General features: G+C 34.3%; 26 protein-coding genes. 18 read left to right on the top strand and 8 right to left on the bottom strand.

What is annotated here, in order from left to right:
• Nucleotides 1-6 precede the first annotated feature (6 nt).
• A complete protein-coding gene (locus E3U55_RS01140) occupies nucleotides 7-402 on the top strand; it encodes an FxsA family protein (RefSeq protein ID WP_134338486.1) in 396 nt (131 codons plus the stop codon).
• On the opposite strand, the gene ytvI is transcribed toward E3U55_RS01140, so the two are convergent.
• The gene (gene ytvI, locus E3U55_RS01135; RefSeq protein ID WP_134338485.1) at nucleotides 380-1,498 is read right to left on the bottom strand and encodes a sporulation integral membrane protein YtvI; all 1,119 of its coding nucleotides are present in this window, start codon (nucleotides 1,496-1,498) and stop codon (nucleotides 380-382) included. The two genes, E3U55_RS01140 and ytvI, sit on opposite strands and share 23 nt — an antisense overlap.
• 48 nt (nucleotides 1,499-1,546) lie before the next feature.
• Between ytvI and E3U55_RS01130 the strand changes: the two genes are divergently transcribed.
• From E3U55_RS01130 to yiaA, 7 genes are all read left to right on the top strand, one after another.
• Nucleotides 1,547-2,020 carry a DUF441 domain-containing protein gene (locus tag E3U55_RS01130; RefSeq protein ID WP_134338484.1) on the top strand — a complete coding sequence of 158 codons (474 nt, stop codon included), beginning with the start codon at nucleotides 1,547-1,549 and terminating at the stop codon, nucleotides 2,018-2,020.
• Nucleotides 2,021-2,226: 206 nt separating this feature from the next.
• Nucleotides 2,227-3,342: a citrate synthase gene (gene citZ, locus E3U55_RS01125; protein ID WP_134338483.1), complete on the top strand. Its 1,116-nt coding sequence runs from the start codon at nucleotides 2,227-2,229 to the stop codon at nucleotides 3,340-3,342.
• Between the two features lie 78 nt (nucleotides 3,343-3,420).
• The gene (gene icd, locus E3U55_RS01120; protein ID WP_134338482.1) at nucleotides 3,421-4,692 is read left to right on the top strand and encodes an NADP-dependent isocitrate dehydrogenase; all 1,272 of its coding nucleotides are present in this window, start codon (nucleotides 3,421-3,423) and stop codon (nucleotides 4,690-4,692) included.
• A gap of 24 nt (nucleotides 4,693-4,716) precedes the next feature.
• Complete coding sequence (mdh, locus tag E3U55_RS01115; RefSeq protein ID WP_134338481.1) at nucleotides 4,717-5,664, top strand: malate dehydrogenase; 948 nt, start codon at nucleotides 4,717-4,719, stop codon at nucleotides 5,662-5,664.
• Nucleotides 5,665-5,801: 137 nt separating this feature from the next.
• Nucleotides 5,802-6,392 (top strand): anthranilate synthase component II, encoded by a 591-nt coding sequence (locus E3U55_RS01110; RefSeq protein WP_134338480.1) that lies wholly within the window; start codon nucleotides 5,802-5,804, stop codon nucleotides 6,390-6,392.
• Nucleotides 6,385-8,118 (top strand): aminodeoxychorismate synthase component I, encoded by a 1,734-nt coding sequence (gene pabB, locus E3U55_RS01105; RefSeq protein ID WP_134338479.1) that lies wholly within the window; start codon nucleotides 6,385-6,387, stop codon nucleotides 8,116-8,118. Before E3U55_RS01110 ends, pabB begins: the two co-directional genes overlap by 8 nt.
• 180 nt (nucleotides 8,119-8,298) lie before the next feature.
• Nucleotides 8,299-8,769: an inner membrane protein YiaA gene (yiaA, locus tag E3U55_RS01100; RefSeq protein WP_134338478.1), complete on the top strand. Its 471-nt coding sequence runs from the start codon at nucleotides 8,299-8,301 to the stop codon at nucleotides 8,767-8,769.
• Between the two features lie 526 nt (nucleotides 8,770-9,295).
• Here yiaA and E3U55_RS01095 read toward each other — a convergent pair.
• Nucleotides 9,296-10,600, bottom strand: a complete 1,305-nt coding sequence (locus E3U55_RS01095; RefSeq protein WP_134338477.1) for an APC family permease — start codon at nucleotides 10,598-10,600, stop codon at nucleotides 9,296-9,298.
• Between the two features lie 273 nt (nucleotides 10,601-10,873).
• Between E3U55_RS01095 and E3U55_RS01090 the strand changes: the two genes are divergently transcribed.
• The 4 genes from E3U55_RS01090 (at nucleotide 10,874) to E3U55_RS01075 (ending at nucleotide 16,056) form a co-directional block, all read left to right on the top strand.
• Nucleotides 10,874-11,860, top strand: a complete 987-nt coding sequence (locus tag E3U55_RS01090; protein ID WP_134338476.1) for a F510_1955 family glycosylhydrolase — start codon at nucleotides 10,874-10,876, stop codon at nucleotides 11,858-11,860.
• Between the two features lie 3 nt (nucleotides 11,861-11,863).
• The gene (locus tag E3U55_RS01085; protein ID WP_134338475.1) at nucleotides 11,864-13,252 is read left to right on the top strand and encodes a sensor histidine kinase; all 1,389 of its coding nucleotides are present in this window, start codon (nucleotides 11,864-11,866) and stop codon (nucleotides 13,250-13,252) included.
• Complete coding sequence (locus E3U55_RS01080; RefSeq protein WP_134338474.1) at nucleotides 13,245-13,913, top strand: response regulator transcription factor; 669 nt, start codon at nucleotides 13,245-13,247, stop codon at nucleotides 13,911-13,913. The genes E3U55_RS01085 and E3U55_RS01080 overlap by 8 nt, the downstream gene beginning before the upstream one ends.
• A 73-nt stretch (nucleotides 13,914-13,986) precedes the next feature.
• Nucleotides 13,987-16,056, top strand: coding sequence for a heavy metal translocating P-type ATPase (locus E3U55_RS01075; protein ID WP_134338473.1), 2,070 nt, complete (start codon nucleotides 13,987-13,989; stop codon nucleotides 16,054-16,056).
• A 46-nt stretch (nucleotides 16,057-16,102) separates the two neighbouring features.
• On the opposite strand, the gene E3U55_RS01070 is transcribed toward E3U55_RS01075, so the two are convergent.
• From E3U55_RS01070 to E3U55_RS01050, 5 genes are all read right to left on the bottom strand, one after another.
• Entirely contained in the window at nucleotides 16,103-16,972 is an 870-nt protein-coding gene (locus E3U55_RS01070; RefSeq protein ID WP_134338472.1) for an alpha/beta fold hydrolase, read from the bottom strand.
• 107 nt (nucleotides 16,973-17,079) lie between these two features.
• Entirely contained in the window at nucleotides 17,080-17,787 is a 708-nt protein-coding gene (locus E3U55_RS01065; protein ID WP_134338471.1) for a cytochrome c biogenesis CcdA family protein, read from the bottom strand.
• 96 nt (nucleotides 17,788-17,883) lie between these two features.
• On the bottom strand, nucleotides 17,884-18,408 hold the full coding sequence (locus E3U55_RS01060; protein WP_134338470.1) for a hypothetical protein: 525 nt from the start codon (nucleotides 18,406-18,408) through the stop codon (nucleotides 17,884-17,886).
• 88 nt (nucleotides 18,409-18,496) lie between these two features.
• Nucleotides 18,497-18,748 carry an SHOCT domain-containing protein gene (locus E3U55_RS01055; protein WP_134338469.1) on the bottom strand — a complete coding sequence of 84 codons (252 nt, stop codon included), beginning with the start codon at nucleotides 18,746-18,748 and terminating at the stop codon, nucleotides 18,497-18,499.
• Between the two features lie 22 nt (nucleotides 18,749-18,770).
• Nucleotides 18,771-20,273 carry a multicopper oxidase family protein gene (locus E3U55_RS01050; protein WP_134338468.1) on the bottom strand — a complete coding sequence of 501 codons (1,503 nt, stop codon included), beginning with the start codon at nucleotides 20,271-20,273 and terminating at the stop codon, nucleotides 18,771-18,773.
• A 143-nt stretch (nucleotides 20,274-20,416) separates the two neighbouring features.
• Between E3U55_RS01050 and E3U55_RS01045 the strand changes: the two genes are divergently transcribed.
• The 3 genes from E3U55_RS01045 to splB all read left to right on the top strand — a co-directional run bounded on the left by E3U55_RS01045 (nucleotide 20,417) and on the right by splB (nucleotide 22,102).
• Entirely contained in the window at nucleotides 20,417-20,761 is a 345-nt protein-coding gene (locus E3U55_RS01045) for a four-helix bundle copper-binding protein (RefSeq protein ID WP_134338467.1), read from the top strand.
• Between the two features lie 62 nt (nucleotides 20,762-20,823).
• Nucleotides 20,824-21,081, top strand: a complete 258-nt coding sequence (locus E3U55_RS01040; protein WP_134338466.1) for a transcriptional regulator SplA domain-containing protein — start codon at nucleotides 20,824-20,826, stop codon at nucleotides 21,079-21,081.
• Nucleotides 21,074-22,102, top strand: a complete 1,029-nt coding sequence (gene splB / locus E3U55_RS01035) for a spore photoproduct lyase (RefSeq protein ID WP_134338465.1) — start codon at nucleotides 21,074-21,076, stop codon at nucleotides 22,100-22,102. Before E3U55_RS01040 ends, splB begins: the two co-directional genes overlap by 8 nt.
• A 42-nt stretch (nucleotides 22,103-22,144) precedes the next feature.
• Here the strand turns inward: splB and E3U55_RS01030 are convergent, their stop codons facing one another.
• A complete protein-coding gene (locus E3U55_RS01030; RefSeq protein WP_134338464.1) occupies nucleotides 22,145-22,606 on the bottom strand; it encodes an NUDIX hydrolase in 462 nt (153 codons plus the stop codon).
• 122 nt (nucleotides 22,607-22,728) lie between these two features.
• On the opposite strand from E3U55_RS01030, the gene E3U55_RS01025 reads away from it, so the two are divergent.
• The 3 genes from E3U55_RS01025 to E3U55_RS01015 all read left to right on the top strand — a co-directional run bounded on the left by E3U55_RS01025 (nucleotide 22,729) and on the right by E3U55_RS01015 (nucleotide 26,271).
• Nucleotides 22,729-22,962 (top strand): DUF3892 domain-containing protein, encoded by a 234-nt coding sequence (locus E3U55_RS01025; RefSeq protein ID WP_134338588.1) that lies wholly within the window; start codon nucleotides 22,729-22,731, stop codon nucleotides 22,960-22,962.
• A 512-nt stretch (nucleotides 22,963-23,474) separates the two neighbouring features.
• Entirely contained in the window at nucleotides 23,475-25,517 is a 2,043-nt protein-coding gene (locus E3U55_RS01020; RefSeq protein ID WP_134338463.1) for a thioredoxin domain-containing protein, read from the top strand.
• A gap of 67 nt (nucleotides 25,518-25,584) precedes the next feature.
• Complete coding sequence (locus E3U55_RS01015; RefSeq protein ID WP_134338462.1) at nucleotides 25,585-26,271, top strand: response regulator transcription factor; 687 nt, start codon at nucleotides 25,585-25,587, stop codon at nucleotides 26,269-26,271.

Genomic DNA, 26,271 nt, shown 5'->3' with positions numbered 1-26,271 from the left:
TGCCAAATGTTTCGTATCTTGTTTTTGTTAATTGTTGTGATTTCTGCGGTTGAGATAGCTTTATTTGTTTGGCTGGGTAATGTATTTAATGTGTGGTTTGTATTATTTGGAATCATTCTAACAGGCATTACTGGAGCATATTTAGCTAAAAATCAGGGGCTAGGCACGCTTAGTCGAGCGCAATATGAGCTCGGTCATGGACGTGCACCAACAGAAGAAATAATTGACGGTATTGCCATTCTAGTTGGTGCAGTCCTTTTATTCACACCGGGGTTTGTTACAGATGCGATAGGGTTTCTATTGTTAATACCACAAACTCGTAAGCCTGCTAAAGTTTGGTTGAAGAAAATTTTATCTGAGATGTTTCGAAAAGGTTCTATTAAAGTTTTTCGGAATTATTAGATTGGGTTAAAATATAATCTAAAGCTGATTGAGTCACACCAGATTGGGTTAGAGCTCGAAAACTGACAACTGCAATCGGTCCTAGTAAAAAACCTAACAATCCAAAGAAATTAACGAAAACAAATAAAACGATTATAAGCATTAAGGGATGGATTCCTATTGAAGAGCCTATTAATTTAGGCTCTATTATATTACGAGTAATAATTAGTATGATGTATAATATGCTAATTTCTATTGTTAATAAATAACTACTCGTTATAAATAAGTACAATAACCATGGTACAAATAATGCACTAACCCCGATAAAAGGTATTAAGTCTAATATAATAGCTATACATGCTATTGCAAGAGCATGTCTCACATCAAAAAATGTTAGTCCGATTAAGACCATTGACCCTGTAATAAACACAATGATCAATTGTGCTATCGCATATTTTTTAACCAAGGCAATAAAATTGATTTTCATCGAAGACATTTTTTCTTTAATGGCTTGGGGCATGCTCTTTTTTACAGTTTTAAGCCATTTAGGGCCATCAGCACTAATGAAAAAGGTGCTAATGAAAATGAATAATAGATAATAGCTACCTTTTAAGACATTTGTAATACTAGACATTACATTGTTTAAGAGAACAATTAAGAGCTGTTGACTATACTCCTTTAATGTCCTGACCGCTTCTGTAATTATCTCTTTTAAAAATTGCTGAGATTGAGGTTGTACAGAATTAAAGTAAGAGGATATTAGTTGATAGGATCTTTCGATTGTTTGTGCACTAATTTGTTCGAGTTTTATAAATAACTCATCAATTGAGTCAGGCATGATTCGAATTAAGTATTGTAACAGGTGAATGAGTTCAACTAAGCTAAAAGAAATAAATGTTATGAAACAAAGTAAGATCAGAAATAATACAGTTAACACAGACAGTTTACGATTTAAATGAAACTTCTTCTGAATAACTTGTACTACTGGATTAATCATTAATGCAATAATTAAACTGACAGCGAACGGAAAAAGGAATTCAAATACATAATAAACAAGTAGAGTTATGGTAATTAGCCAAGCTATTAATTTAAATAGATTAAGGTAATTAACGGCCATTTATATATTCCTTTCAAACGTTTATAGCATAGAAAGTTGGGATAATTCATGCTGTCATCATCAACATTGTTTTTACTTATTCTATTAGGGCTTGGTTTTATAGCAAAAAACCAGGCAATTTTGATTGCCGTTTACATTTTATTAGGCATAAAATTATTAAAATTAGATGATAAAATATTTCCTTATTTAGAAGCAAAAGGGCTATTTATAGGGGTAGTTATTATTACTGTAGCGGTATTAGTACCTATTGCTACTGGAGAAATAGGTTTTAACGAATTATTAGAAAGTATTAAATCATACTACGCTTGGATTGCATTAGCGGCAGGTATGTTTGTGGCTTACGTTGCAAAAGATGGATTGCAATTATTAGCAAATGATCCGCACTTAACAGCAGCACTCATAATAGGCACCATATTAGCTGTTGTTTTCTTCCAAGGTGTGGCAGTCGGACCATTAATAGGAGCTGGAATAGCATATTTAGCTATGCAGGTAGTCGACTCCATAATTAGAATATTCTCTTAAGTTTATTTCGATTTTTAAAAGGGAATATATATAAATATCTATGCAAATCTTAAAGATAATATTATTTTTAGGCAGAAAGATTTCACATTCATTTGAAATTTGTTTATAATGGTCTGTGGGACAAATGCTAGAGGAATAATAGATGAAAGTGTGTTTACATACACTTATTGCTCTATGATTAAATTGTGGAAAAGGAGAGAGATACTATGTCAAATCCTAAAGGTCTTGAAGGTATCGTAGCAACTGAATCTTCAATTAGTTCAATTATTGATGACAAGTTGACATATGTTGGCTATGATATTGATGATTTGGCTGAGAATTCAAGCTTCGAGGAGATTATTTACTTACTTTGGAATCAGAAATTACCTACGAAATCTGAGTTAGATTCTTTCAAACAAGAACTAGCTGACAACATGAGCCTTCCTCAAGAAATTATTGATCATTTAAAATCTTATGATTTATCAACAGTTCATCCAATGGCTGCATTAAGAACAGCTATTTCCATGCTTGGTTTATATGATGATGAAGCTGATGTTATGGAGGAAGAAGCTAACCGCAGAAAAGCTCTTCGTTTGCAAGCGAAAATTTCTACAATCGTAACAGCATTCGGGCGCATTCGTAAAGGTGAAGAGCCTGTATCGCCAAAGAAAGACTTAGGTTTTGCTGCCAACTTCTTATACATGTTAAAAGGACAAGAACCTAAAGACATTGAAGTTAAAGCATTTAATAAGGCATTAGTATTACACGCCGATCATGAGCTAAACGCTTCTACATTTACGGCACGTGTATGTGTAGCTACACTATCAGATGTTTATTCTGGTGTAACAGCTGCAATTGGCGCACTTAAAGGGCCATTACACGGTGGAGCGAATGAACGTGTAATGAAGATGTTATCTGAGATTGGCGATGAAGATAAAGCAATAGACTACATTGAAGAAAAATTAGCTAATAAAGAAAAAATCATGGGTATGGGACACCGTGTTTACCAAAATGGTGATCCACGTGCTAAACACTTAAAAGAAATGTCTAGACAATTAACAGAAATCACTGGTAACTCTAACTGGTACAATATGTCGGTTAAGATTGAAGATTACATTAAAGAAAATAAAGGTTTACCAGCGAATGTTGACTTCTACTCAGCATCTGTTTATCACAGTTTAGGTATTGACCATGATTTATTTACACCTATTTTTGCTGTTAGCCGTGTGTCAGGTTGGTTAGCGCATATCCTAGAACAATATGCAAACAACCGTTTAATTCGTCCACGTGCTGACTATGTGGGTCCAAGCAAACAAGCTTATACCCCGATTGAGCAACGATAATTCCAGAAGCCGGGTTAACCGGCTTTTGTGATGTTTAAATTTAAAAAAAGATGATATGCAATCTAGGAGGTTATGACTTTGACTAAAGGTGAAAAAATTACAGTTGAAAATGGGAAAATGAATGTTCCTAACAATGCAATTATTCCTTACATTGAAGGAGACGGAACAGGTCCAGATATCTGGGCAGCAGCTTCTCGTGTATTAGAAGCAGCAGTAGATAAAGCATATAACGGTGAAAAAAGCATCGAATGGAAAGAAGTTCTAGCTGGACAAAAAGCTAAAGATAACACAGGTGAATGGTTACCAGCAGAAACTTTAGATACGATTCGTGACTACAAAATTGCAATTAAAGGACCTCTAACAACACCAATTGGTGGCGGTATTCGTTCTTTAAACGTAGCTCTACGTCAAGAATTAGATCTATTTACTTGTTTACGTCCTGTTAAGCACTTCTCAGGCGTACCATCTCCAGTTAAACGACCTGAAGATGTAGACATGCAAATCTTCCGTGAAAACACAGAAGATATCTATGCAGGTATTGAGTGGCAAGAAGGAACTGATGAGGTTAAGAAGGTAATCAACTTCATTCAAAACGAAATGGGCGTTAGCAAAATCCGTTTCCCTGAGACTTCAGGTATCGGTATTAAGCCAGTTTCAAAAGAAGGTACTGAGCGTTTAGTACGTTCTGCGATTGAGTACGCTTTAAATGAAGGTAAGAAGAGCGTAACTCTAGTACACAAAGGTAATATTATGAAGTTCACTGAAGGTTCATTCAAAGCATGGGGTTATGACCTTGCTGAGCGTGAATACGGTGATAAAGTCTTCACTTGGAAAGAATATGACCAAATCGTTGAAGATAAAGGACGCGAAGCTGCAGACCAAGCACAAAAAGCAGCTGAAGATGCAGGTAAGATCATCGTTAAAGATGCAATTGCTGATATCTTCCTACAACAGATTCTAACTCGTCCTAAAGAGTTTGATGTTGTTGCAACAATGAACTTAAATGGTGACTACATTTCGGATGCACTAGCTGCACAAGTTGGTGGAATTGGAATTGCACCAGGTGCGAATATTAACTACGAATCAGGTCATGCTATTTTTGAAGCGACTCACGGTACTGCTCCAAAATATGCAGGTCTTGATAAAGTTAACCCATCTTCAGTTATCCTATCTGGTACTTTAATGTTAGACCACTTAGGCTGGAGAGAAGCTAGTGAACTAATCCATAAAGCAATGAATAAAACTATTGCAAGCAAAGTTGTAACTTATGACTTCGCTCGTTTAATGGACGGTGCTACTGAAGTTAAGTGTTCTGAGTTCGGTGACGAATTAATTAAGAACATGGATTAATATTATTTGGGAGGAGGACACCCAATGACAATTAAGCGTAGAAAAGTGTCTGTAATTGGCGCTGGTTTTACTGGTGCCACTACAGCACTCATGGTAGCTCAAAAAGAATTAGCAGACGTTGTGTTAGTTGATATTCCAGACATGGAAGATCCAACAAAAGGTAAAGCATTAGACATGTTAGAGGCAAGTCCTGTACAAGGATTTGATTCCAACATTATGGGTACGTCAAACTACGAGGATACAGAAGGGGCAGATGTTGTAGTAATCACTGCAGGTATCGCAAGAAAACCTGGAATGAGTCGTGATGATTTAGTTGCAACAAACTCAAAGATTATGAAGTCTGTAACTAAAGAAATTGTTAAATACTCACCAGATTGTTTTATTATCGTCCTAACTAACCCTGTAGATGCTATGACATATTCTGTGTTCCAAGAAGCCGGTTTCCCTAAAAATCGAGTAATCGGTCAATCAGGGGTGCTGGATACAGCACGATTCCGTACGTTTGTAGCACAAGAACTAAATGTATCTGTTAAAGATATCACAGGTTTTGTGTTAGGTGGACACGGTGATGACATGGTCCCAATGCTACGTTATTCTTTTGCAGGCGGTATTCCATTAGAAAAATTAATTTCTAAAGAACGCCTGGATGAAATTGTTGAACGTACACGTAAAGGTGGCGGTGAGATTGTTGGACTGCTAGGTAATGGTTCAGCTTATTATGCACCTGCTGCCTCAATTACGGAAATGGTCGAAGCTATCTTAAAAGACCAACGTCGCATCCTGCCATCTATAGCTTATCTAGAAGGTGAATATGGCTATAGCGGTATGTACTTGGGTGTACCGACAATCCTAGGGGGCAATGGTCTTGAAAAAATCATTGAACTCGATTTAAACGAAGAAGAAAAAGCTCAATTAGACAAATCAGCTGATTCGGTTAAAAATGTCATGAAAGTATTAGCTGATAATGAATAATCACGTTATAATAAAGCTCGAGGAAAAAATACTTTCCTCGAGTTTTTATATTTATGATCTTATCTCGCGCATCATGCAGATATATTATTCAGTTTGCGCGATTTATTATCTACTTTTTTAGAAGAGGATGGACTTCAATGATTCTAATGATTGATCATGAGGACTCATTTACATATAATTTGGTTCATTATTTGGAAGAAACGGGACAAGACGTCAAAGTTATACACCATCAAGACATAACAGACATTAATATAGAAAAATTAAATCCTCAGGCAGTCATATTGTCTCCGGGGCCAGGTCATCCAAGTGAACAAAAAGATTCCATTAATTTGGTACATGCCCTTAAAGAGACTGTACCTTTACTAGGTGTATGCTTAGGTTTTCAAATTATAGTTGAAGCCTTTGGAGGGAGTGTTATTGAAGCAAGCAGACCAATGCACGGCAGAATAGACCAAATCACGCATGATAGAAAATATATTTATAACACTTTAGATGCCCCTCTTCAAGTTACGCGGTATCATTCTTTAATTGCAGATGAGCAATCTTTTCCTGAAGAATTAATGGTTACAGGAAGATCATCTTCTGGTGAGATTATGTCATGTCGACATAAACACTACCAAATTGAAGGGGTACAATATCATCCTGAAGCCATATTAACAAAGCATGGAAAACAACTACTGCAGAATTTTTTAGATCTAGAGCACGGAGTGAAAGTTAATCATGTCTAAACAAATTTTACATTTTAAACAAAAGTGGTTAGAGGACAATACATATCTTTTTGAAGAACCAGTTGATTTTGTTATTGCGAATAAACTTGAAGAAGTTATTCCTGCATTAAACAAAGTAGAGAAATACTCGAGGAAGAATTACTATGCGGTAGGGTATGTAAGTTATGAAGCATCACCTGCGTTTAACCCAAGGATGAAAACGTTTAAAGAAACTAGACTTCCACTCGTTTATTTTGGAATCTATAAAGATTATTGTAAAGATTACAAGGTAGAAAAAGAATTTAACCATGAATTAACTTGGGAAAGTGACACGTCGCGTGATCAGTATAATCAGGCTATTTCTCAAATTCACGAAGCTATTAAACAAGGGATTAGTTATCAAGTGAATTATACGTTACGTCTTTTAGCTGAGTTTGAATCCCTTAATACGAGTGCTCTGTATGAACAATTAAGACAGTCTCAACAAGCAAATTATACTTGCCACTTGAATTTTGATAACTTTGAAATTATTTCTGTTTCTCCAGAATTATTTTTTTCATGGGATGGTCGACAAATTGAGACTAAACCGATGAAAGGTACAAACAAACGCGGTCTAACTTATGATGAAGATCAAGTAAATAAAAAGCAATTAAGTGAATCGGAAAAAGATAAGGCTGAAAATGTTATGATTGTGGATTTATTAAGAAATGATTTATCAAAAATAGCACAACGAGGATCTGTAAATGTTCCGAACTTATTTGAAATAGAACCATATCCAACGGTTTATCAAATGACATCAACCGTGACAGCCGATACACGAGATGATATTTCGCTAACGAACATTTTTGAATCAATTTTCCCCTGTGGATCCATTACAGGTGCACCCAAAGTAAGTACCATGGAATTAATAAATCAGCTTGAAACTTCGCCGAGAGAAGTATATTGCGGGGCTGTAGGTATGGTTACACCTGATCAAAAGGCAATTTTTAATGTGCCAATACGAACGGTATGGGTTGATCACACTGAAAAGCAGGCGGTCTACGGAGTGGGTGGAGGTATCACTTGGGATTCAACATCGGATGGTGAATACGATGAAACCATTGCAAAAGCTCAAGTATTAAAACAAACACCTGATAACTTTCAATTACTTGAGACAATGAAAATAATTGATGGAAAATTAATGTTCTGGGGTGAACATAAAAAACGTCTAAGTCAATCTGCTGAATATTTTCAATATAAGTGTTCAATAGAAGAAATTGAGTACGCAGTATTTGAAACAGCATCTAAAAATATAGATGGTAACTACAAACTAAGGTTATTGCTCTCTGCAGATGGAAAAATTGATTTGGAAGTCAAACCATTATATGAGTTTCCAAAGCAATTAACAACAGCATTATCTAAAAAACCGATCAATAAAAATGATGTTTTATATTATCACAAAACCACTTCACGTATGAATTATGAAAAGCATAAAGAAGAGGGTTATGACGAAACCCTATTATGGAATGAGGAAGGGTTTGTCACTGAGTTTATCAATGGAAATTTAGTTTATGAGTTAGATGGTCAATACTATACACCGCCAATTTCTGATGGTCTATTAGCTGGTACATATAGGCAGCATTTGTTAAACAAAAATAAAATTAATGAGCGCTCTATATTAGTTTCAGACTTATCAAAAGTAGACCAGCTATGGTTTATTAACAGTGTAAGAGAATGGGTGGGAGTTAAAGAAATAGAGGGTCTGTGAAAAACATTAAATACAATCTATATTAAAAAGTGACTAGAGTAAATGTTAGTCACTTTAATTTTCTGTTGAGTTATGAAAAAGATAGTCAGAGTGTAATATCAGTTGAGAAGAATTATGGTAAAATGTATATATATAATATTTACAGATAATTTTGTATTTTAAATAAAGGGGGATATTACAATGTCTGAACAAGAAAATGTTGTATTAGATAAAGAAGAAAAAGGGAAAATTAAAACTGATATTAAGCGATTGGAAGGTGAGCCAACTGCTGCCTTCAAAGGTGCAGCTTGGTCAGCGTTATTAATCGGTGCGATTTCTTATTTAATTGGATTGTATAATGCCACCATGCAGTTGAACGAAAAAGGATATTATTTTGCAATTTTAATGTTTGGTTTATATGCTGCTGTATCACTTCAAAAAGCAGTAAGAGACAAAGAAGAGGGAATACCTGTAACAAGTGTTTATTATGGAGTTAGTTGGTTTGCCTTAATTATAGCTATATCTTTAATGGCCATTGGTTTATACAATGCAGGGAGTATTACATTAAGTGAAAAAGGGTTTTATGGAATGGCTTTTGTACTTAGCTTATTTTCTGCAATTACTATTCAGAAGAACATTAGAGATACACAATTGGCAAGAAATAAGAATTAATTTGGAATTCGAGTTATTAATTATTACCCAACTACATAAATGGATTATTCGTGAAAGGACTTAGACATTTTAAGTCCTTTTTTGTTGTTTAAATGGAATTTATTAACTTCCCACAATTTTATTGAAGATTGATATATTAGATATTAGTTACTTAAAGTTAGTAATACTACATACTAGAAAGGTTGCTCAATACATTGGATAGCATATTAGTAATTCTTAAATATGTCGTACAAACCTCTATGATTTTAGGTGGGATAATATTTATATATTGGTTTCAGTACTCAGCAGAAGCAAAAACAATTTGGACTACAAAAATAAAAAGGTTGAACAATCAACCTCTAAATGAAAAAGAGAAAGAAATAAAATCGTCAAATTCAATTGAAATAATAAAAAATGGATCAAAGTTATTAAAGATCTGGACTAGCTTGTTATGTATCTCAATCATTTCAATAATCTTAATGATTATAATAATTCTGTAAGCCACACATGTAATTAGTTGAATGTGTGGCTATTCAGAATCAAATATTTAACTTTGATTAAGCTTCAAAAACCATTTCTCCCCAATAAATGTTAGAATCATAACTATGATTGAAACAATAACGATAAGAATATCTGATTGAATTTTCACCCATAGGAATGCGGCTAATACAATCCCATCTAGAATTAATGCCGTACTAACTATAAAACGATTGGCATGAATTTCCCCTTTTAGTTTAACTAAAACACCCCAATGTATAATCATATCCATCACCAAATATAAAATAGCGCCCATAGATGCTATTCTACTCAAATCAAATAATACAGTTAATACCATTGCAACAACAATAGTGTAAACCAGAGTGTGTCTTTGGATATGTCCAGGCATTCCAAAATGACTGTGTGGAATTAAATCCATATTGGTTAACATAGCTAACATACGTGAAACAGCAAACACACTTGCTATAATTCCAGAAATAGTTGCAATTATAGCGATAATCACTGTAAACCACACACCTAAGTTGCCTAGAGCTGGTTCAGCTGCGGCTGCCAGAGCATAGTCTTTTTTCTCAATGATTTTATCTAATGCTAAATTACTTGAGACAGCCCAGGCTAATAAAATATATACAATGAGACTAATTATAATGGAAAACATGATCGCTAGTCCGACATTCTTCTTTGGTTTTTTAATTTCCGCACCTTGATTTGTAATTGTTGTAAATCCTTTAAAAGACAATATCGTCAATGCTATTGCAGCAATAAACCCAGCAATAGTTGTATCTGGAGCTTGTCCACTACTTTCAGCCGGACTCAGTGCAAAGTTGGCAACGATCAGCCCTGCACCTGCAAAAATAAGTAATCCAATGATTTTAAGTAAGGATACAAAAGAAGTAAATGATTGAATAAATTTATTTCCTGATATATTAATTAGGAATGCTAAGATGAGTAAACCAACACCTAATATGGGAACCCAATAGCTATTCTCCCCTACATCAAATAGCTGTAAGGTATAGTTACCAAAAGTTCTAGCCACTAAGCTTTGATTTATAACCATAGAAAAGGCCATTAATAGTGCAGCAAATGCTGTCAAAGTACCTTTGCCATATTCTTTAACTAAGTACATCCCAATTCCACCAGCAGATGGGTAAGCATTACTTAACTTAATGTAAGAATAAGCACTAAAACCTGTTACTATTCCACCTAAGATAAATATTAACGGAAACCACTTACCACCTAGTTCTGCAACTTGACCTAATAGGGCAAAAATACCAGCACTAATCATGACGCCAGTTCCTAGCCCAATTGCTCCAATAAGTGTGATGCTATTCTTTTTATATTGAGTTTCTCTTTCCATAAATTCACCTCCATAGTAAACTATTGTATATTTAGGTTTACCCAACAATTGTGCAGAAAATGTGCAAATGACTTATTAGCACTCATCTTTTTAGGAATATTAAATGAAAGAAATAATTTTGAAGCTAAATAGTGTATTTAAAATGAAGAGCAAATATCTAAGGTAAATTATTATGAGACAGCTGTATTGTCAAAAATAAATAAAATTTCTGCATAGAAAATGGATATTTAGTTGATATAATGTCTTTAGTATTATTACGGAGGTAGGAAACAGATGAAGAAGAAAATATTGATCGTGATTAGTATATTAAGTTTAATTATTTTAATTGGATGTAATTCAAACAATAATGAAAATGAAACAACTAAAGGAAAGGAAGAAATTTCAGAAGAAAAAGAGAATGAAGAGATGCAAAACGTAGAACAAAGTTCGAATTTGAAAAAATTAAAGGATGAACAATTAACTCATGTACACGGTATGGGATATATTGAAGGCGGCAATAAACTATTATTTGGAACTCATGCTGGACTAAGAGTTTATAAAGATGATGAGTGGTATGAAACTACTGAAAATATTAACGATTACATGGGGTTTTCAGTAGTGGATCAGGGATTCTATACTTCAGGCCACCCCGGTGCACAATCAGACTTGCCTAACCCGATTGGTTTACAAAGAAGCTTTGATGGTGGACAAACTTTAGAGAGTGTGGGCTTTGAGGGGAAAACTGATTTCCACTTTTTAGCTGTCGGTTATAAAAGCCATGATATTTTCTTATATAACCCCAGCCCTAATTCTAAATTGGAACAAGGCTTTTATTTGAGTCAAGATGATGGTGAGTCTTGGGAAAGCATAAATGCAAGTAATGTAGAGGGTGATTACATGAGTATTGCTGTACATCCATCGAATTCAGATATACTTGCAATCGCCTCTGTTGGAGGGATTTATCTTTCAGAAGATGGTGGGAAAAACTTCGAATTGTTAACTGAAAAAGCACAGGGAGTTGGTGTCTTCTTTAATGAAAGCACACTATTTTACTCCACTTATAAAAATCAAGCTTCTTTAACAGCTTATCAATTACAAAGTAAAGATAAAGTTGAGAAAAATTTACCTGATTTAGGGGAAGATGCTCCTGTAATGATCGCACAAAATCTAAAGAACCTTGATGAATTTGCGATATATACCTATGTAAATGAAAATGTTTTTATTAGTAAAAATGATACAAAAAGCTGGAAACAAATTTCTGAAAGTGGTCGTGTTCAATAAATAATGATGAATAAACTTTCGTTTAAAATTGGTATGTTGTTCTTTGTATTCATAGTTTTGGTTGAGGTATTATTGTTTTTCGTATTATACACGAACTTAGCTAATAATCAGGTAGATGAAGTTATGGATAATTTACTTGCTAGAGGGAATACACATCGAGATGTTCTTGAAGATAACTATAGTCGTTCAACAATGGATCACGTCAGAATCATGGAAGCTGCATCAGACTTTGTGGTGGTCATCACTGATACACAAGGGCAAGTTCTTGTTAAATCTAATCCAATTGAATATGAAATAGAACAAGTTATTCAAAGGGTGATACAAGCACCAATAGACTCTAAAGGCGAAATTGTAGAAAAACGCTGGAAAGATAAGAAATATATTGCCTCAGATAGTCTGATTGTGATTGATAATGAAATCAAAGGTCATGTTTTAATGTTTGCAAAAACTAATAAAGTTAAAAATATGCTTGATCAGCTAAGTTATCAATTTAAAATCATAGGATTATTAACGCTTATCTTAACAATCATTACGATTTTTATTTTGTCTAAGTTAATTACTGCACCGCTTAAAAGAATTAAAGAAGCGTCAGAACAAATATATAATGAAAACAAACAAATTGATTTAAACACCAAAAGGAAAGATGAGTTAGGTGTATTGGCTCGAACAATAACTAGAATTTCTAAAGATTTAGACCAGTTAAAAGCTGAACGTACTGAATTTTTATCTAACATTTCTCATGAACTAAGAACACCTTTAACGTACATTAAGGGTTATGCGGATGTTTTAAATCGGCCTGATTTAAGTGGGAAAGATACTAGGAAATATAGTTTAATCATTAAAGAAGAAGCAGAGCAATTATCCTTACTAGTCAAAAATTTATTTGATTTAGCTAAAGTGGATCAAAACAAGTTTGATATAAATAAAGAATGGGTTTCACTATGTGAAATTATACAATCTGTTACAGAGCGTATGAGACCAGCATTCAATGAAAAGCAATTAACTATAGATACTAAATGCCCTGCTGATTTAATAGCTTTGGTTGATCCTTCACGGCTTCAACAAGTTTTAATCAATGTATTAGATAATGCTAAAAAGCATTCCTATGAAAATAGTGTAATTACATTGAAAGTGAAAGAGGATTTACAACACATTAATATTATTGTTGATGATGAAGGTGAAGGAATTCCAAAAGAAGAGATTCCTTATTTATTTAATAGACTATATCGAGTGGAAAAATCCCGTTCTCGTTTAAGTGGTGGCTCAGGTATTGGTTTGACCATCGCCAAAGAAATAGTTGAGTCCCACGGGGGGGTTATTCATATAGATAGTGAAATTGGAGTAGGAACTACTGTAACCATAGCATTAAAAAAGGGTGAAATTAGTGAATAAAGTTTTAATTGTAGATGATGAAAAGCGAATGCGAGATTTAATCGAACTGTTTTTGCTTCCTCATTCTTTTGAGTGTTTAAAAGCTTCTAATGCAGACAACGCATTAGAAGCTTTTAATAAAAATAAAATAGATTTAGTTATATTAGATATCATGATGCCCGAAGTTAGTGGCTTTGAATTATGTCAAAGAATCAGAAAATTTTCAGATATTCCTATTATCATGCTAACCGCTAGAGACGAACAACAGGATGTCGTTAGAGGACTTAAATTAGGGGCTGATGATTATATAACGAAGCCTTTTGATGAAAGTGAGCTTATTGCACGAATTGAGGCTTTATTGCGTCGAACAAGACCCAAAGAATTGATTGAGGTTAACGGCTTGATTTGGAATAAAGAAAATTTTCAATTGATATACAATCAGAAGGTTATTAATTTAACACCTAAGGAATTTGAGATGGTAGGTTATTTAATCAAAAATCCTAATAAAGTTTATGAGAGGGGAAAATTAATAGATCTTATCTGGGGATATGCATCAGATGTTGAAGGAAGAACGATTGACTCACACATAAGGAATATTAGAGATAAAGTTAGACAAGCCGGATTCCCAATTGAACAACACTTAAAAACAGTGTGGGGTATCGGTTATAAATGGATAAATTAGCATTAATGTTTAAGAATAATAGTTCAGGTAAATATATAAATATCAAATAAATTAACCTAGTGGGGGTATGGGTATGAAACGTGAAAACAATCATCAACATGAATCTACTCATAAAAAAGATGACACTCAACAACATCATGACGACCAAGAGCATGAAAAACACGATAATCATGATGATCACAGTGGACACGACCATCACGACCACCATGAACACATGGTACAAGATTTTAAAAAGCGTTTTTATATTTCACTAGTTGTTACTATCCCAATATTAATATTGTCGCCAATGATTCAATCATTTGTTGGAGTTGATTGGCGCTTTTCTTATGATCAATATATATTATTTGCTTTATCAACCTTCATTTTCTTTTATGGGGGATGGCCTTTCTTAACCGGGGGTAAAGATGAATTAAAAGATAAAAATCCTGGTATGATGACTTTAATAGGTCTGGCCATTGTCGTAGCTTATGTGTATAGTTCGTTAACCGTTTTTGGTTTAGAGGGAAGAAACTTTTTCTGGGAACTAGCGACCTTAATAGACATTATGCTATTAGGCCATTGGATAGAAATGCGTTCTATTATGGGTGCTTCAAATGCATTGGAAGAGTTAGTCAAGTTGATGCCAAGTACAGCTCATAAGCTGGATAATGAGGATAATATTGAAGAAATACCAGTGTCTGAGTTAAGTTTAGAAGATAGAGTTCTTGTAAAGCCAGGTGAAAAAGTTCCGGTTGATGGACTAATATTAGATGGGAACACCTCAATTGATGAGTCTATGTTGACTGGTGAGTCAGTACCAATTGAAAAAAATGCAGATGATGAAGTCATCGGAGGGTCCATTAATAAAGAAGGGTCTATTACAATTAAGGTTCAGAAAACGGGTGATGACTCTTACTTATCTCAGGTTATTGATTTAGTAAAAGAGGCTCAACAGTCTAAATCAAAAGCTCAAGATTTTACAGATCGTGCAGCTAAATGGTTATTTTATTTAGCATTAGCAGCAGGGATTATTACATTAGTTATTTGGTTAGCTCTCGGTTATTCATTTGTTGTTGCATTAGAACGAATGGTGACAGTTATGGTTATTACATGTCCACACGCATTAGGGCTCGCATCACCATTAGTTGTAGCGGTTTCAACCTCAATATCAGCCAAGCAAGGTTTATTAATAAGAAATCGAGTTAATTTCGAAAATTCAAGAAATATTGATACAGTAGTATTTGATAAAACAGGTACTTTAACAAAAGGTGAATTTGGAGTAACTAATATTATTACACAGGACGATTACAGTGAAGAACAAGTTATTCAATTTGCAGCTAGTGTGGAGCAAAAGTCTGAACATCCTATTGCTGAGGGTATTGTAAGGGCTGCAGAAGAAAGAGATATTTCGCTTCAAGAAATATCTGATTTTAACTCAAGAACTGGAGAAGGAATTGAAGCAAATATTGGTGAAGATACAGTTCTTGTTGTTAGTCCCAAATATGTTGATGAAGAAAATATCAATTACGATCAAGATGAATTTCAAAAATTATCCCAAGAAGGTAAAACAGTAGTTTTTGTCTTAGTGGGGAATCAATTAATTGGTATGATTGCCCTAGCTGACATTATTAAAGATGAAGCTAAAGAAGCGGTAGAGAAACTAAAAGAAATGGGAATTAATTCAATTATGTTAACAGGTGACCATCAGAAAGTTGCTGATTGGGTCGCTAAACAAATAGGCATTGATGAAGTTTACGCTGAAGTGTTGCCAGATCATAAAGCCGATCATATTAAAAAGATTCAAAAAGATAATCAAAAAGTAGCAATGACTGGAGATGGAATCAATGATGCTCCAGCGTTAGCAACTGCGGATCTAGGTATTGCCATTGGTGCAGGCACTGATGTGGCAATGGAAACAGCAGATATAGTATTAGTAAGAAGTAATCCAAAAGATGTTTTATCGCTGATTAATTTGTCAAAGAAAACCTACAAGAAAATGGTACAAAACTTGTGGTGGGCAGCTGGTTATAATATTATAGCCATACCACTTGCAGCTGGCATTTTAGCACCTGTAGGTATTGTATTAAGTCCTGCAGTTGGTGCGATTTTAATGAGTTTAAGTACTGTTATTGTGGCTATTAATGCTAAAATGTTAAAAACATAAAATCAAAAAAGAGAGGTAAATTCTTAATGAATTACCTCTCTTTTAATTAAGGTACTAGTTTAGTTAGTATTTCATTCCACTTCTTAATATATAAGAGGTGTCCTTCTTGTTCATATAGGTGTAATTTGCTATTTGGAAGAGTTTTGTCGTAATATCTTGCCATTGATATTGGTACATTTTGATCCTGTTCACCTTGCCAAATATTAACAGGCACACTTATTTCTTCTAAGTTAATTCCCCATGGTTTTACTAATCTTATTAAATCTTCATAGTGACCATTAATACCTTGAGAGTATGCTTGCTTCATATCTTTTATAAATTTATTACGAACGCTTGGCTGCTTTATAATAGCTTGATCATTTTTAGCAAAGCTGGACATAAATTTATCAAAAGTTTCTTCAGGATTTTTCCTAACTTTTTTAGCTATTGGTTTCAAAATTTGTTTTAATAACCATGGTGCTTTTGAAGCTAATGAAAAACCAATTTGGTTAGAGCTAGACATACCATTTGTTAATTCTTTATTTATATTAATTGGTGCAAAACCACTAATTATGCTGCATGTTTCTACTTGGTTGGTAAAATGATATGAACAAGCTAATGCATATGGTGCCCCACCTGAAATACCAGCTACGCTAAATTTATTTATACTATAAAAATTAATGAATTCTTTGACAACATGAGTCCAGTCCGATACAGTTTGTTGAGGTTGAGGGTCAGATATTCCGTACCCTGGACGTTCTAAAATAATTAGCTTAGCATTAAGTTGTTCAAGATCGTTAGAATCGGGTTGATACATTAAACGAGAATTTGGAGTTCCATGAAATAAAAGGATGGGGTACCCGTCTTCTTTACCATATTGGTTGAATCCCAAAATCCTACCATCTTTCAATTCAAACCTACTATTTTGTGTGCTCAAAACTTTTCTCCCCTTTTTCCTAACAATAAATATTTTTACTGTTATAAATTTCCTTTTAGGATTGTAACATACTCTCTGAATAATAAAAAATAGTAGTAAAAAGGTATTTAAAAACCTGTGAATCCATTGTAAAAGGTATCGGATAAGTAGGTTGTTATTAATGTCATCCAATCGAAGAATAAAAAGACTCCCATTATAATCATGGAATATCCGCCGACCTTCATAATACTTCCACTGTATTTATTGATCCATTTCACTTTACTTAAAAATAGGGACATTATGAAAAAAGGTATTGAAAAACCTAATATATACGCAATCATGTATAGGAGTGCTTGATTAGGGTTAGTTACAGCTAATGCAATTACGCCAGCCAGAATTGGCCCTGTACATGGTGTCCAACCAGTGGCGAATGCAAACCCAATAAAAACTGAACCTAAATACCCACTGGAGCGACCTTGATAATTCATTCCTCTTTTTTTAAGTAAAAATTTAGGATTAAAGAAACCAATCACTACTAACCCTAAAAAGACAATAAATATAGCACCTAATTGTCTAATAAGATCTCCGTATAAGGTGAAAAAGCGGCCTATAAAAGAAGTTGAATAGCCAATTGCAATAAAAATAATTGAGAATCCAATTAAAAAGAATAATGTATGTAATAATGCTCTTTTTTGAAAAATACCTTTATTGTTCTTTAATTCTTCTATTGAAACCCCAGTAATATATGATAAAAATGCCGGATATAAAGGTAAACAACATGGTGAAATAAATGATAAGAATCCAGCACCAAAAGCTAAAAATATACTAAGCTCCATACTTACAGCTCCCTTTTTAAGTCTTTATTTACATATTAAAAGATAAATTTGCAAATTTAATGAATTTCTATATATAAATAAAAAAGTGGCAATATCTTATTGCCACTGGAATACTTGATTATAAAATTGATAAGTTTTTGTCTGGGAATCTATCGAAGATTGAGGGACGTATGACCAATCCATCATAGATATTAAACGGCCATATAGTTCCTGTATATGTGCTTGTTGTAAAGCCATTTCTTCGTGAGCCTTTTTAACCCTGGCGTCTTTCATCATTAGGGAAGAGACATAATTCTGGTTAGCCATACATTTAGCTGTATTATGTGTTTCTAATGTGATCCAATTATCATGATATTGATAGTCATTTGAATCAAAATTAAAAGATACATCTTGATAGATGTCCAGTGGTGGTACATTAAGCTCTTGGTTTATTCTTGGATTTATAAAAGACGACATGACTTCGACGTGATTTAACATAATTTCAGTTTGAAGAGATAATATGTCTTTTAATATCTGATTAGAAGCAATTGAGTGATAATATTGCAGTTTATTGATTACCCCTTCATGTGCCGCCAAATGTTCGGCCATGATTCCGAGGTCTACAGAAGGTAAAGCGCGCATAGTGACACCTCTTTATTGATTTTCTATATCCTATGCCCACTAAGTTTTAATAGTTAAAAAACCGACTATATTTATAGCCGGCTTAAAGTTATTTTAATTTATTTTTTAGTCTCTCGTATTCTTCTTCAGAAATCTCCCCTCTAGCAAGGCGTTGTTTTAAAATATCTAGTGATTCATTATTGTTAAATCTATCACTATTATTTTTATTTGATGGCTTAAACATCCAAACTAAAACGGCTATGATTAACAAAATGATAATAATCAAAATAAAAGTAAATATAAAATTACCGAATATGTTACCACCCATGCCACCCATACCGCCGTTATTTCCATTCATCATTTAAAATCACTCCTTCACCAATTTATTCCACAAAGGGTGAAAATACACTTTTATAATCGACAATGGTAATCATACCTCGATCAGCATGATTATTGTCATGACAATGAAATAACCATTCACCTTTATTATCTGCCTTAAAATAAATTTCAAACGTTTCACCAGGTTTAACATTAATTAAGTCTTTTACCATTGGATTTTTAAAGGATTTACCATTTTTAGATACCACTTGGAAACGATGTCCATGTAAATGCATCGGATGATTTAAACGTCCATTATTTTTTACTTCTACCTTTACGATATCTCCTTCTTCCACTTGTATAGGTGGTGTGTCTGGGTATATTTCATTGTTAATTTGAAACACCATACCTTCTCCCATATTCATCCCCATACTTAAGTCCATTACATAGTTAACATCAGGGTCAGTTGGCGTCTGATCAAATATGAGCTGTTCACTACCTATTGCCGTTCCATCAATTTTTGAGCCCTGAGTATTATTATTTGGATTTACATTTGAATAATCTGCATTTTCGTCAGTAACAATTGGAATGTTGACGTTTGCTTTACCTTTTTCTTTTTCTGTAACGTCATTAACGAACCATGGATTAGACTGATTATTTGTTACTTCTAAATCAACACGCTCACCTGGAGCTATTTCAACAATATTATAGGATTCTTTTTGATTCATTGTTTTTGCAGCATCATATGCTAATACTTTAACAGTATCTTTGGGGAATTTTAATTTGTGTACTTGATAACCTGCATTAATGATACGAAATCTAGACTTTTCTCCTTCTTTTATAACAATTGGTTTTACACTATCACCTGATTTTCCGTTGACTGTATAGGTGTCGTACATTTGTTTGGTGTCGGCTTCCCCGTCTCCGTTCATACTTCCCATCATCATACCAGGCATATTGGTAATACTTTCACGCTCACCATCAGTAGACCACTCATCAAGTATCAGTATTTGTTCATTTTGTTCTGATTGATTGTTACCTTTTTCTTCTACTACTAAAGATCCGTATAATCCTTTATCAACCTGGATCGAACTTTGTTTATGTGAGTGGTACCAATATGTACCTGGATGTTCAGCGGCAAATTCATAAGTAATAGACTCTCCAGGTTGCACGGCCTCTTGAGTTAAATCAGGTACTCCATCCATGGCATTGGGCAAAACCACTCCGTGCCAATGAATGGTCACCGGTACATCCAACTCGTTGTTTAGGTTTACTTTTAAGACATCACCTTCTGTAACTCTCAGAGGTTCACCAGGGACCTTGCCGTTATATGTCCATGCGCTAACTTTTTTACCTTGATCAATCGACCATGTAACTTCTTCAGCTTTTAAGTTGTATTCAGTTACATTTTTATTACTAAAGTCATTATTATTTAAATCAACTATACTTGTTTCACCATTAATAATGTTAGGTTGACCTTTACCTGTTTCAAAGAACCAATTGGATGAGAAATATCCTATAAATAATAAAGCTGCTATGAATATAAATCCTATTAATTTTTTCTTCATATTCTAGTCCCTCCTCAATTAGTTTATACCCAAGATTTATGCAGAATTTGTGCAATTTCAATTAAGAATTTAGGAAACTAGTTAAATAAATCAAATGGATTTGGACAGTATAATTCTTGATCAATTACAAAGGAGATGAATCTATGGGAGTATTATCACAATCACCAACCAATATGGATGCTTGTATTGAGGCTTGTTTGAAATGTTTAAGGGCATGTGAAGAATGTTATACAACATGTTTACAAGAACCTGATGTACAAGCTCGTGTAAAATGTATACAAACATTAAATGACTGTGCAGAGATTTGTGGGCAAGCTGCTCAATATATGTCACGTAATAGTGCTTTTTCTACAAGTCTGTGTGGAGTGTGTGCTCAAGTTTGTGAACAGTGCGCTATGGAATGTGAAAATATGCAAGATACACATTGTAAAGAGTGTGCTCAAATTTGTCGTGAATGTGCGCAACAGTGTCGTAACATGGCAGGATAAAAAATACTTAATGGTACAGGCTAATAGTAGCTTGTACCATTTTTATATTGGAGGTTGTAAATATGGAATTAAACGAAGAATACCAGCCTGGTAACATTGTTTATGTCATGTACCGTAATCCCCATACACAGGATGTAGCTCAAATTCAACAGGCAGCAGTTGTTGAACATCCTGAAGAAGAAGGAGAATTGGCCCTTTTCTTGTATGACACTTATTATCCTTTGAACGATCAAGTAGCTATTTTTAGTAGTGAAGCAGAAGCTAATGAAGCTTATGAATTTTATTTTGGAGATGCAGATCAGGAGAATTTGTATGGTTAAGCCGTTTGTTCCGGAGCTCGTATATGTAGAGCCCAAAGCATTGGAATATTCCCTTGGAAAAGAATTAATAAGTAAATTTGAAAAAATGGGAATCGAAATTAGAGAAACAACATCTCATAATCACATTCGGAATTTGCCAGGAGAAAACCATTTTCAACAATACCGAGTAGCTAAATCAACCTTGGTGGTTGGTTTAAGAAAAACGTTGAAATTCGATACTTCAAAACCCTCGGCTGAATATGCGATACCTTTAGCTACCGGTTGTATGGGGCATTGTCATTATTGTTATTTGCAAACAACCATGGGAAGTAAACCCTACATTAGAACATATGTCAATGTAGAAGAGGTACTTGAGAAGGCAGAGCAATACATGCAAGAGCGTGCACCTGAAATTACTCGGTTCGAGGCATCCTGTACATCTGATATTGTAGGAATAGACCATTTAACTCATTCGTTAAAACGAGCCATTGAATATTTTGGTGAATCAGATTTGGGACGATTACGTTTTGTGACAAAGTTTGCTCATGTGGATCACTTATTAGATGCAAAACATAATGGAAGAACAAGGTTTAGATTTAGCATTAATGCTGATTATGTGATTAAATACTTTGAACCCGGCACGTCTAAATTAGATGACCGTTTGGAAGCAGCTAGAAAAGTTGCTGAAGCTGGCTATCCGCTAGGCTTTATTGTTGCTCCAATTTATTTGCATGAGGGTTGGAAGGAAGGCTATAAAGTGATGTTTGAAAAGCTGGAAGCCTTATTACCAAGACATGCAACAAAAGATTTAACATTCGAGTTTATTCAACATCGCTTTACTAAACCAGCTAAGAAAACCATTGAAAAGAATTACCCTATGACCAAACTTGAGCTTGATGAAGCTAAACGTAAGCCTAAGTGGGGAAAATACGGAATATGGAAATATGTTTATACAAACGAAGAACAAGAGGATATGAAACAGACTTTAGGTGATTATTTAAATTATTACTTCCCTGAAGCGAAGTTTGAATATTTTACTTAAAACACCCTGCAACTTTAATGTGGTTGCAGGGTTATTGTGTATCTATTGATTAATAATTATATGTTCCATGTTAGTCGGTAATTTTTGCAGTTCAGTTCTTAAAAACATTGGGTATAGATTAATTTTGTGAAGTTCATCTATGTGCACCCATTCATACACTAAATGGTCTCCTTCTTCGCTAAAAAAAGGACCTTTTTGAAAATGCTCTCTGACAGTTGATAGCAAATAAAATAAACCAATTTCATGAAAGTTTCTATATTTATATTCAAAGAAATTTTCTGTAAACCATAATAGTCGGTCTACTTTACATTCAATGTTCAATTCTTCAGCCATTTCTCTTACAATTCCAGATTTAGAATCTTCTAATACTTCAACTCTTCCACCTGGTAAGGCCCAATGATGGTCTTTGGCTTGTTTATGTATGAGCACATGGTTATCTTCGATGCATACACCAGCAACTCGGTAATTAAAGACCATTTGATCCATTTTGAATGTTGCGTCCATGAATGATCCCCCTTTACAAATTAGGTAGAAATTATAACATAATTTTGATAATTTACCTAAATCGATTTTTAATAAATGTATAAGTTTTATAAATAATCACATCTTAAGATTAAAGGAAGGTGATGAAAGTGAATCAAGAAACATTCGTTGCTGTAAGAAAAGATGGCGATGGTGACATCACACATTTTAAAACGTCAAGTGGGCGAGAACTGGATTATGAACAAGCTTTAGCAGAAGTGCAAAATGGAACGATTGAAGGCGTAAATATTGGTGAAGCCAGAAATGGAAGACCAGTGATTCGTGGAAATGCAGATGGAGATCCTTCTAATAACTTAGATAATTTACAAAGCTTTTAAATAAAGTGATGAACATGTCTTGAGAGTCTAAACAGATTCTCAAGACATTTTTATTAAGACGATTTTTATGTTTAATGTTGATAAATTAGAGAAATGATATATAGATATTTTTTACGAAAAGCGAAAGTCGGCGACTCCTGGTCGACTAAAAGCGGCCACGTCCTGCGCCTGCGGTTACTCGGCGCAAAATAACGCAAAGAAGTAAAGCAAGTAGCTTTTGTGGCCAACGTCGACACTTGAGCGTCCAGCTCTTCGCGGGAACAGCAAGAGCCGAAAATCACGTGGGATGCACCTGCGTCTTCTAGGAATGCTTCGAAGTAGGCTTCCTCAGTGCAAAGGTGCAATGGAGATTTTTCATTGATGTACCTTCGTTGTGGCCGTGCCCGCGGAAAGCGTCCGCCTGTAGCGATTCACAGAATCAACTGCAAAATTATATAGCCTATATTAAAACCAATTCATTTGTTTGAAATAGTCTATATCGTTTATATTAAAACTAGAAAGGAAGTGTTCGTATGAATCGCCTTCAATATGAAAAATCACCTTATTTATTACAGCATAAAAACAATCCTGTGGACTGGTATCCTTGGGGAGATGAAGCTTTTGAAAAAGCTAAAAAGGAAAATAAACCTGTTTTCTTAAGTATCGGTTATTCGACATGCCATTGGTGTCATGTGTTTGAACGAGAATCATTTGAAGATGAACAAGTTGCAGAACTTTTAAATAAGCATTTTGTCTCCATTAAAGTTGATCGTGAAGAGAGACCAGACATCGATGCGATTTATATGAAAGTGTGTCAACGAATGACCGGGCATGGCGGTTGGCCGTTAAGTATTTTTATGACGCCAGAACAGATCCCTTTCTATGCGGGCATTTATTTCCCAAAGGAAAGTAAGTATGGATTGCCCGGCTTTAAAGATGTTATTCGACATTTATCAGATACATATCATAATGATCCGGGACAGATAGAAGAAGTCACAGCAAGCGTACAAAAATCATTAAATCAAGTTATTTTTAAAAAGGGTAAAGAACGTACATCAAAAGAAGTGACTCATCAAGCCTTTCATGAATTGGGAAAGACGTTTGATACCATTTACGGTGGTTTTGAAGGAGCACCAAAATTCCCACAGCCCCATAATTTAATGTTCTTAATGCGTTATTATCATCAAACTGGCAAAACGTTAGCTAAACAGATGGTGGAAAAGACATTAAATGCGATGGCGAAAGGTGGTCTTTATGATCATATTGGTTTTGGTTTTACAAGGTATTCAACAGATGAAGAATGGCTTGTTCCCCATTTTGAAAAAATGTTATATGATCAAGCGCTTTTACTAATCGCATATACTGAAGCTTTTCAACTGACTGGTAATGAATCTTATAAAAGTATCAGTGAACAGATTATAGAATTTGTTTCAAAGGAAATGACAAGTACTGAAGGCGCATTTTATTCAGCCATTGATGCAGATTCAGAAGGTAAAGAAGGTATGTATTATATTTGGGGGCGTAGAGAAATTTATGAGTTTCTAGGAGAAGAATTGGCTGATTTATATACTGAAACTTATAACATCACAACAGAAGGTAATTTTCATGGTAAGAACATTCCAAATTTGATTAAAACGGATATGGGTCAGGTTGCTAAAGACTATAATCTTTCACAAGAACATTTAAATGAAAAGTTAGAACAAGCACGTCAAAAGTTATTAGCAAAGCGTGAAGAAAGAGTTTATCCTCATTTAGATGATAAAACGTTAACTTCATGGAATGCAATGATGATTGCGGCACTAGCTAAAGCCGGACAAGTTTTTCGAAATGAGGATTATATTAATATGGCTGAAAAAGCCATTCAATTTGTAGAGGAAAAGCTGATCTTAGATGGCCGAGTTATGGCGCGTTATCGTGAGGGGGATGTGAAGTTCAAAGGTTATTTAGATGATTATGCTTATTTAATTTGGGCTTATTTGGAACTTTACGACACGACGTTTGAAATAAAATATTTAAAACAAGCCAAAAAGCTGGCTGATGATTTAATTCATTTATTTTGGGATCAAGAGCATGGAGGGTTTTACTTTTCAGGCTCAGACAGCGAACAGCTAATCGCTAATGAAAAAGATGTTCATGATGGGGCTACACCTTCTGGTAACAGTGTTGCAACTGTCGTGTTATCTAGGTTAGCCAGCTTAACAGGAGAAAGTAAATACGCTGATTGTGTAGAGGATCAATATCGAGTTTTTTATCCAGCTCTTTCAAGAATTCCACAAGGGAGTACGTTCTTTTTAAATAGTTTGATGATGACAGAGTTCCCTTCAAAAGAAGTGGTCGCTATTAGTCCAACGAATGATGAGACTTATAAACAACTTATGGAGTTTAAGGCTAATCAATTTCTGCCTCAAATAACTTGGCACGTTACCCAAAGTAATGAAAACATTGCTGACTTGGCGTACTTTATAGAAGGTTATCGGTCTATGGATGATCAAACTACCATATATGTTTGTGAAAATTTCGCTTGTCAGAAACCAACGATAGATGTGAGTGAAGCAATCAGGCATTTAAAAACTTAGTTTTCTTTTCAAACCGTATGAAAACAGATATGATATAAGCAAAAGACGAGACTAGGAGTTGGGGATATTGGATTATCGCATTCTTATAGTAGATGATGAAGAATCTATTTCCACATTAATTGATTACAACTTAGTGCAAGAAGGGTATCAAACCGTCGTTGCTCATGATGGTGAGTCAGCTTTAAATTTAGCTAACCAGAATACATTTGATTTAATCCTGTTAGATTTAATGTTGCCTAATATGAACGGGTTAGAAGTATGCGAAAAATTACGTCAAATGGGCGTTCAGGTTCCAATCATTATGCTTACTGCAAAAGGTGAAGAAGAAGACAAAATTACAGGTTTAGACGTGGGTGCTGATGATTATATTACTAAACCGTTTAGCCCTAAAGAGCTAAATGCCAGAATCCGTGCAGTCTTAAGACGTTCTCAACCTAACACAAGCGAGTCTCAAGATATTATTGCATTTAAGGATATATCGATCAATAAAGAAACATATGAAGTCTTTAAAAAAGAGCAGCCTGTGGAATTTACTAAAAAAGAATTCGAATTGTTATTATATTTAGCAGAGCGAATTAACAAACCTGTTAAACGTGAAATTCTTCTGCAGGATGTTTGGGATTTTGACTTTATTGGAGATACAAGAATTGTTGATGTACATGTTAGTCACCTCAGAGAAAAACTAGAAGATCAACCAAAAAAGCCAACTTTAATTAAAACGGTTAGAGGAATTGGTTATAAACTTGAGGGGTAA

Origin of the sequence: Filobacillus milosensis (assembly GCF_004402015.1) — a bacterium.
Lineage (GTDB): Bacteria > Bacillota > Bacilli > Bacillales > Alkalibacillaceae > Filobacillus > Filobacillus milosensis.
Note: the sequence above shows the minus strand (reverse complement) of the source record. Positions and strands in the feature narration are given on the sequence as shown.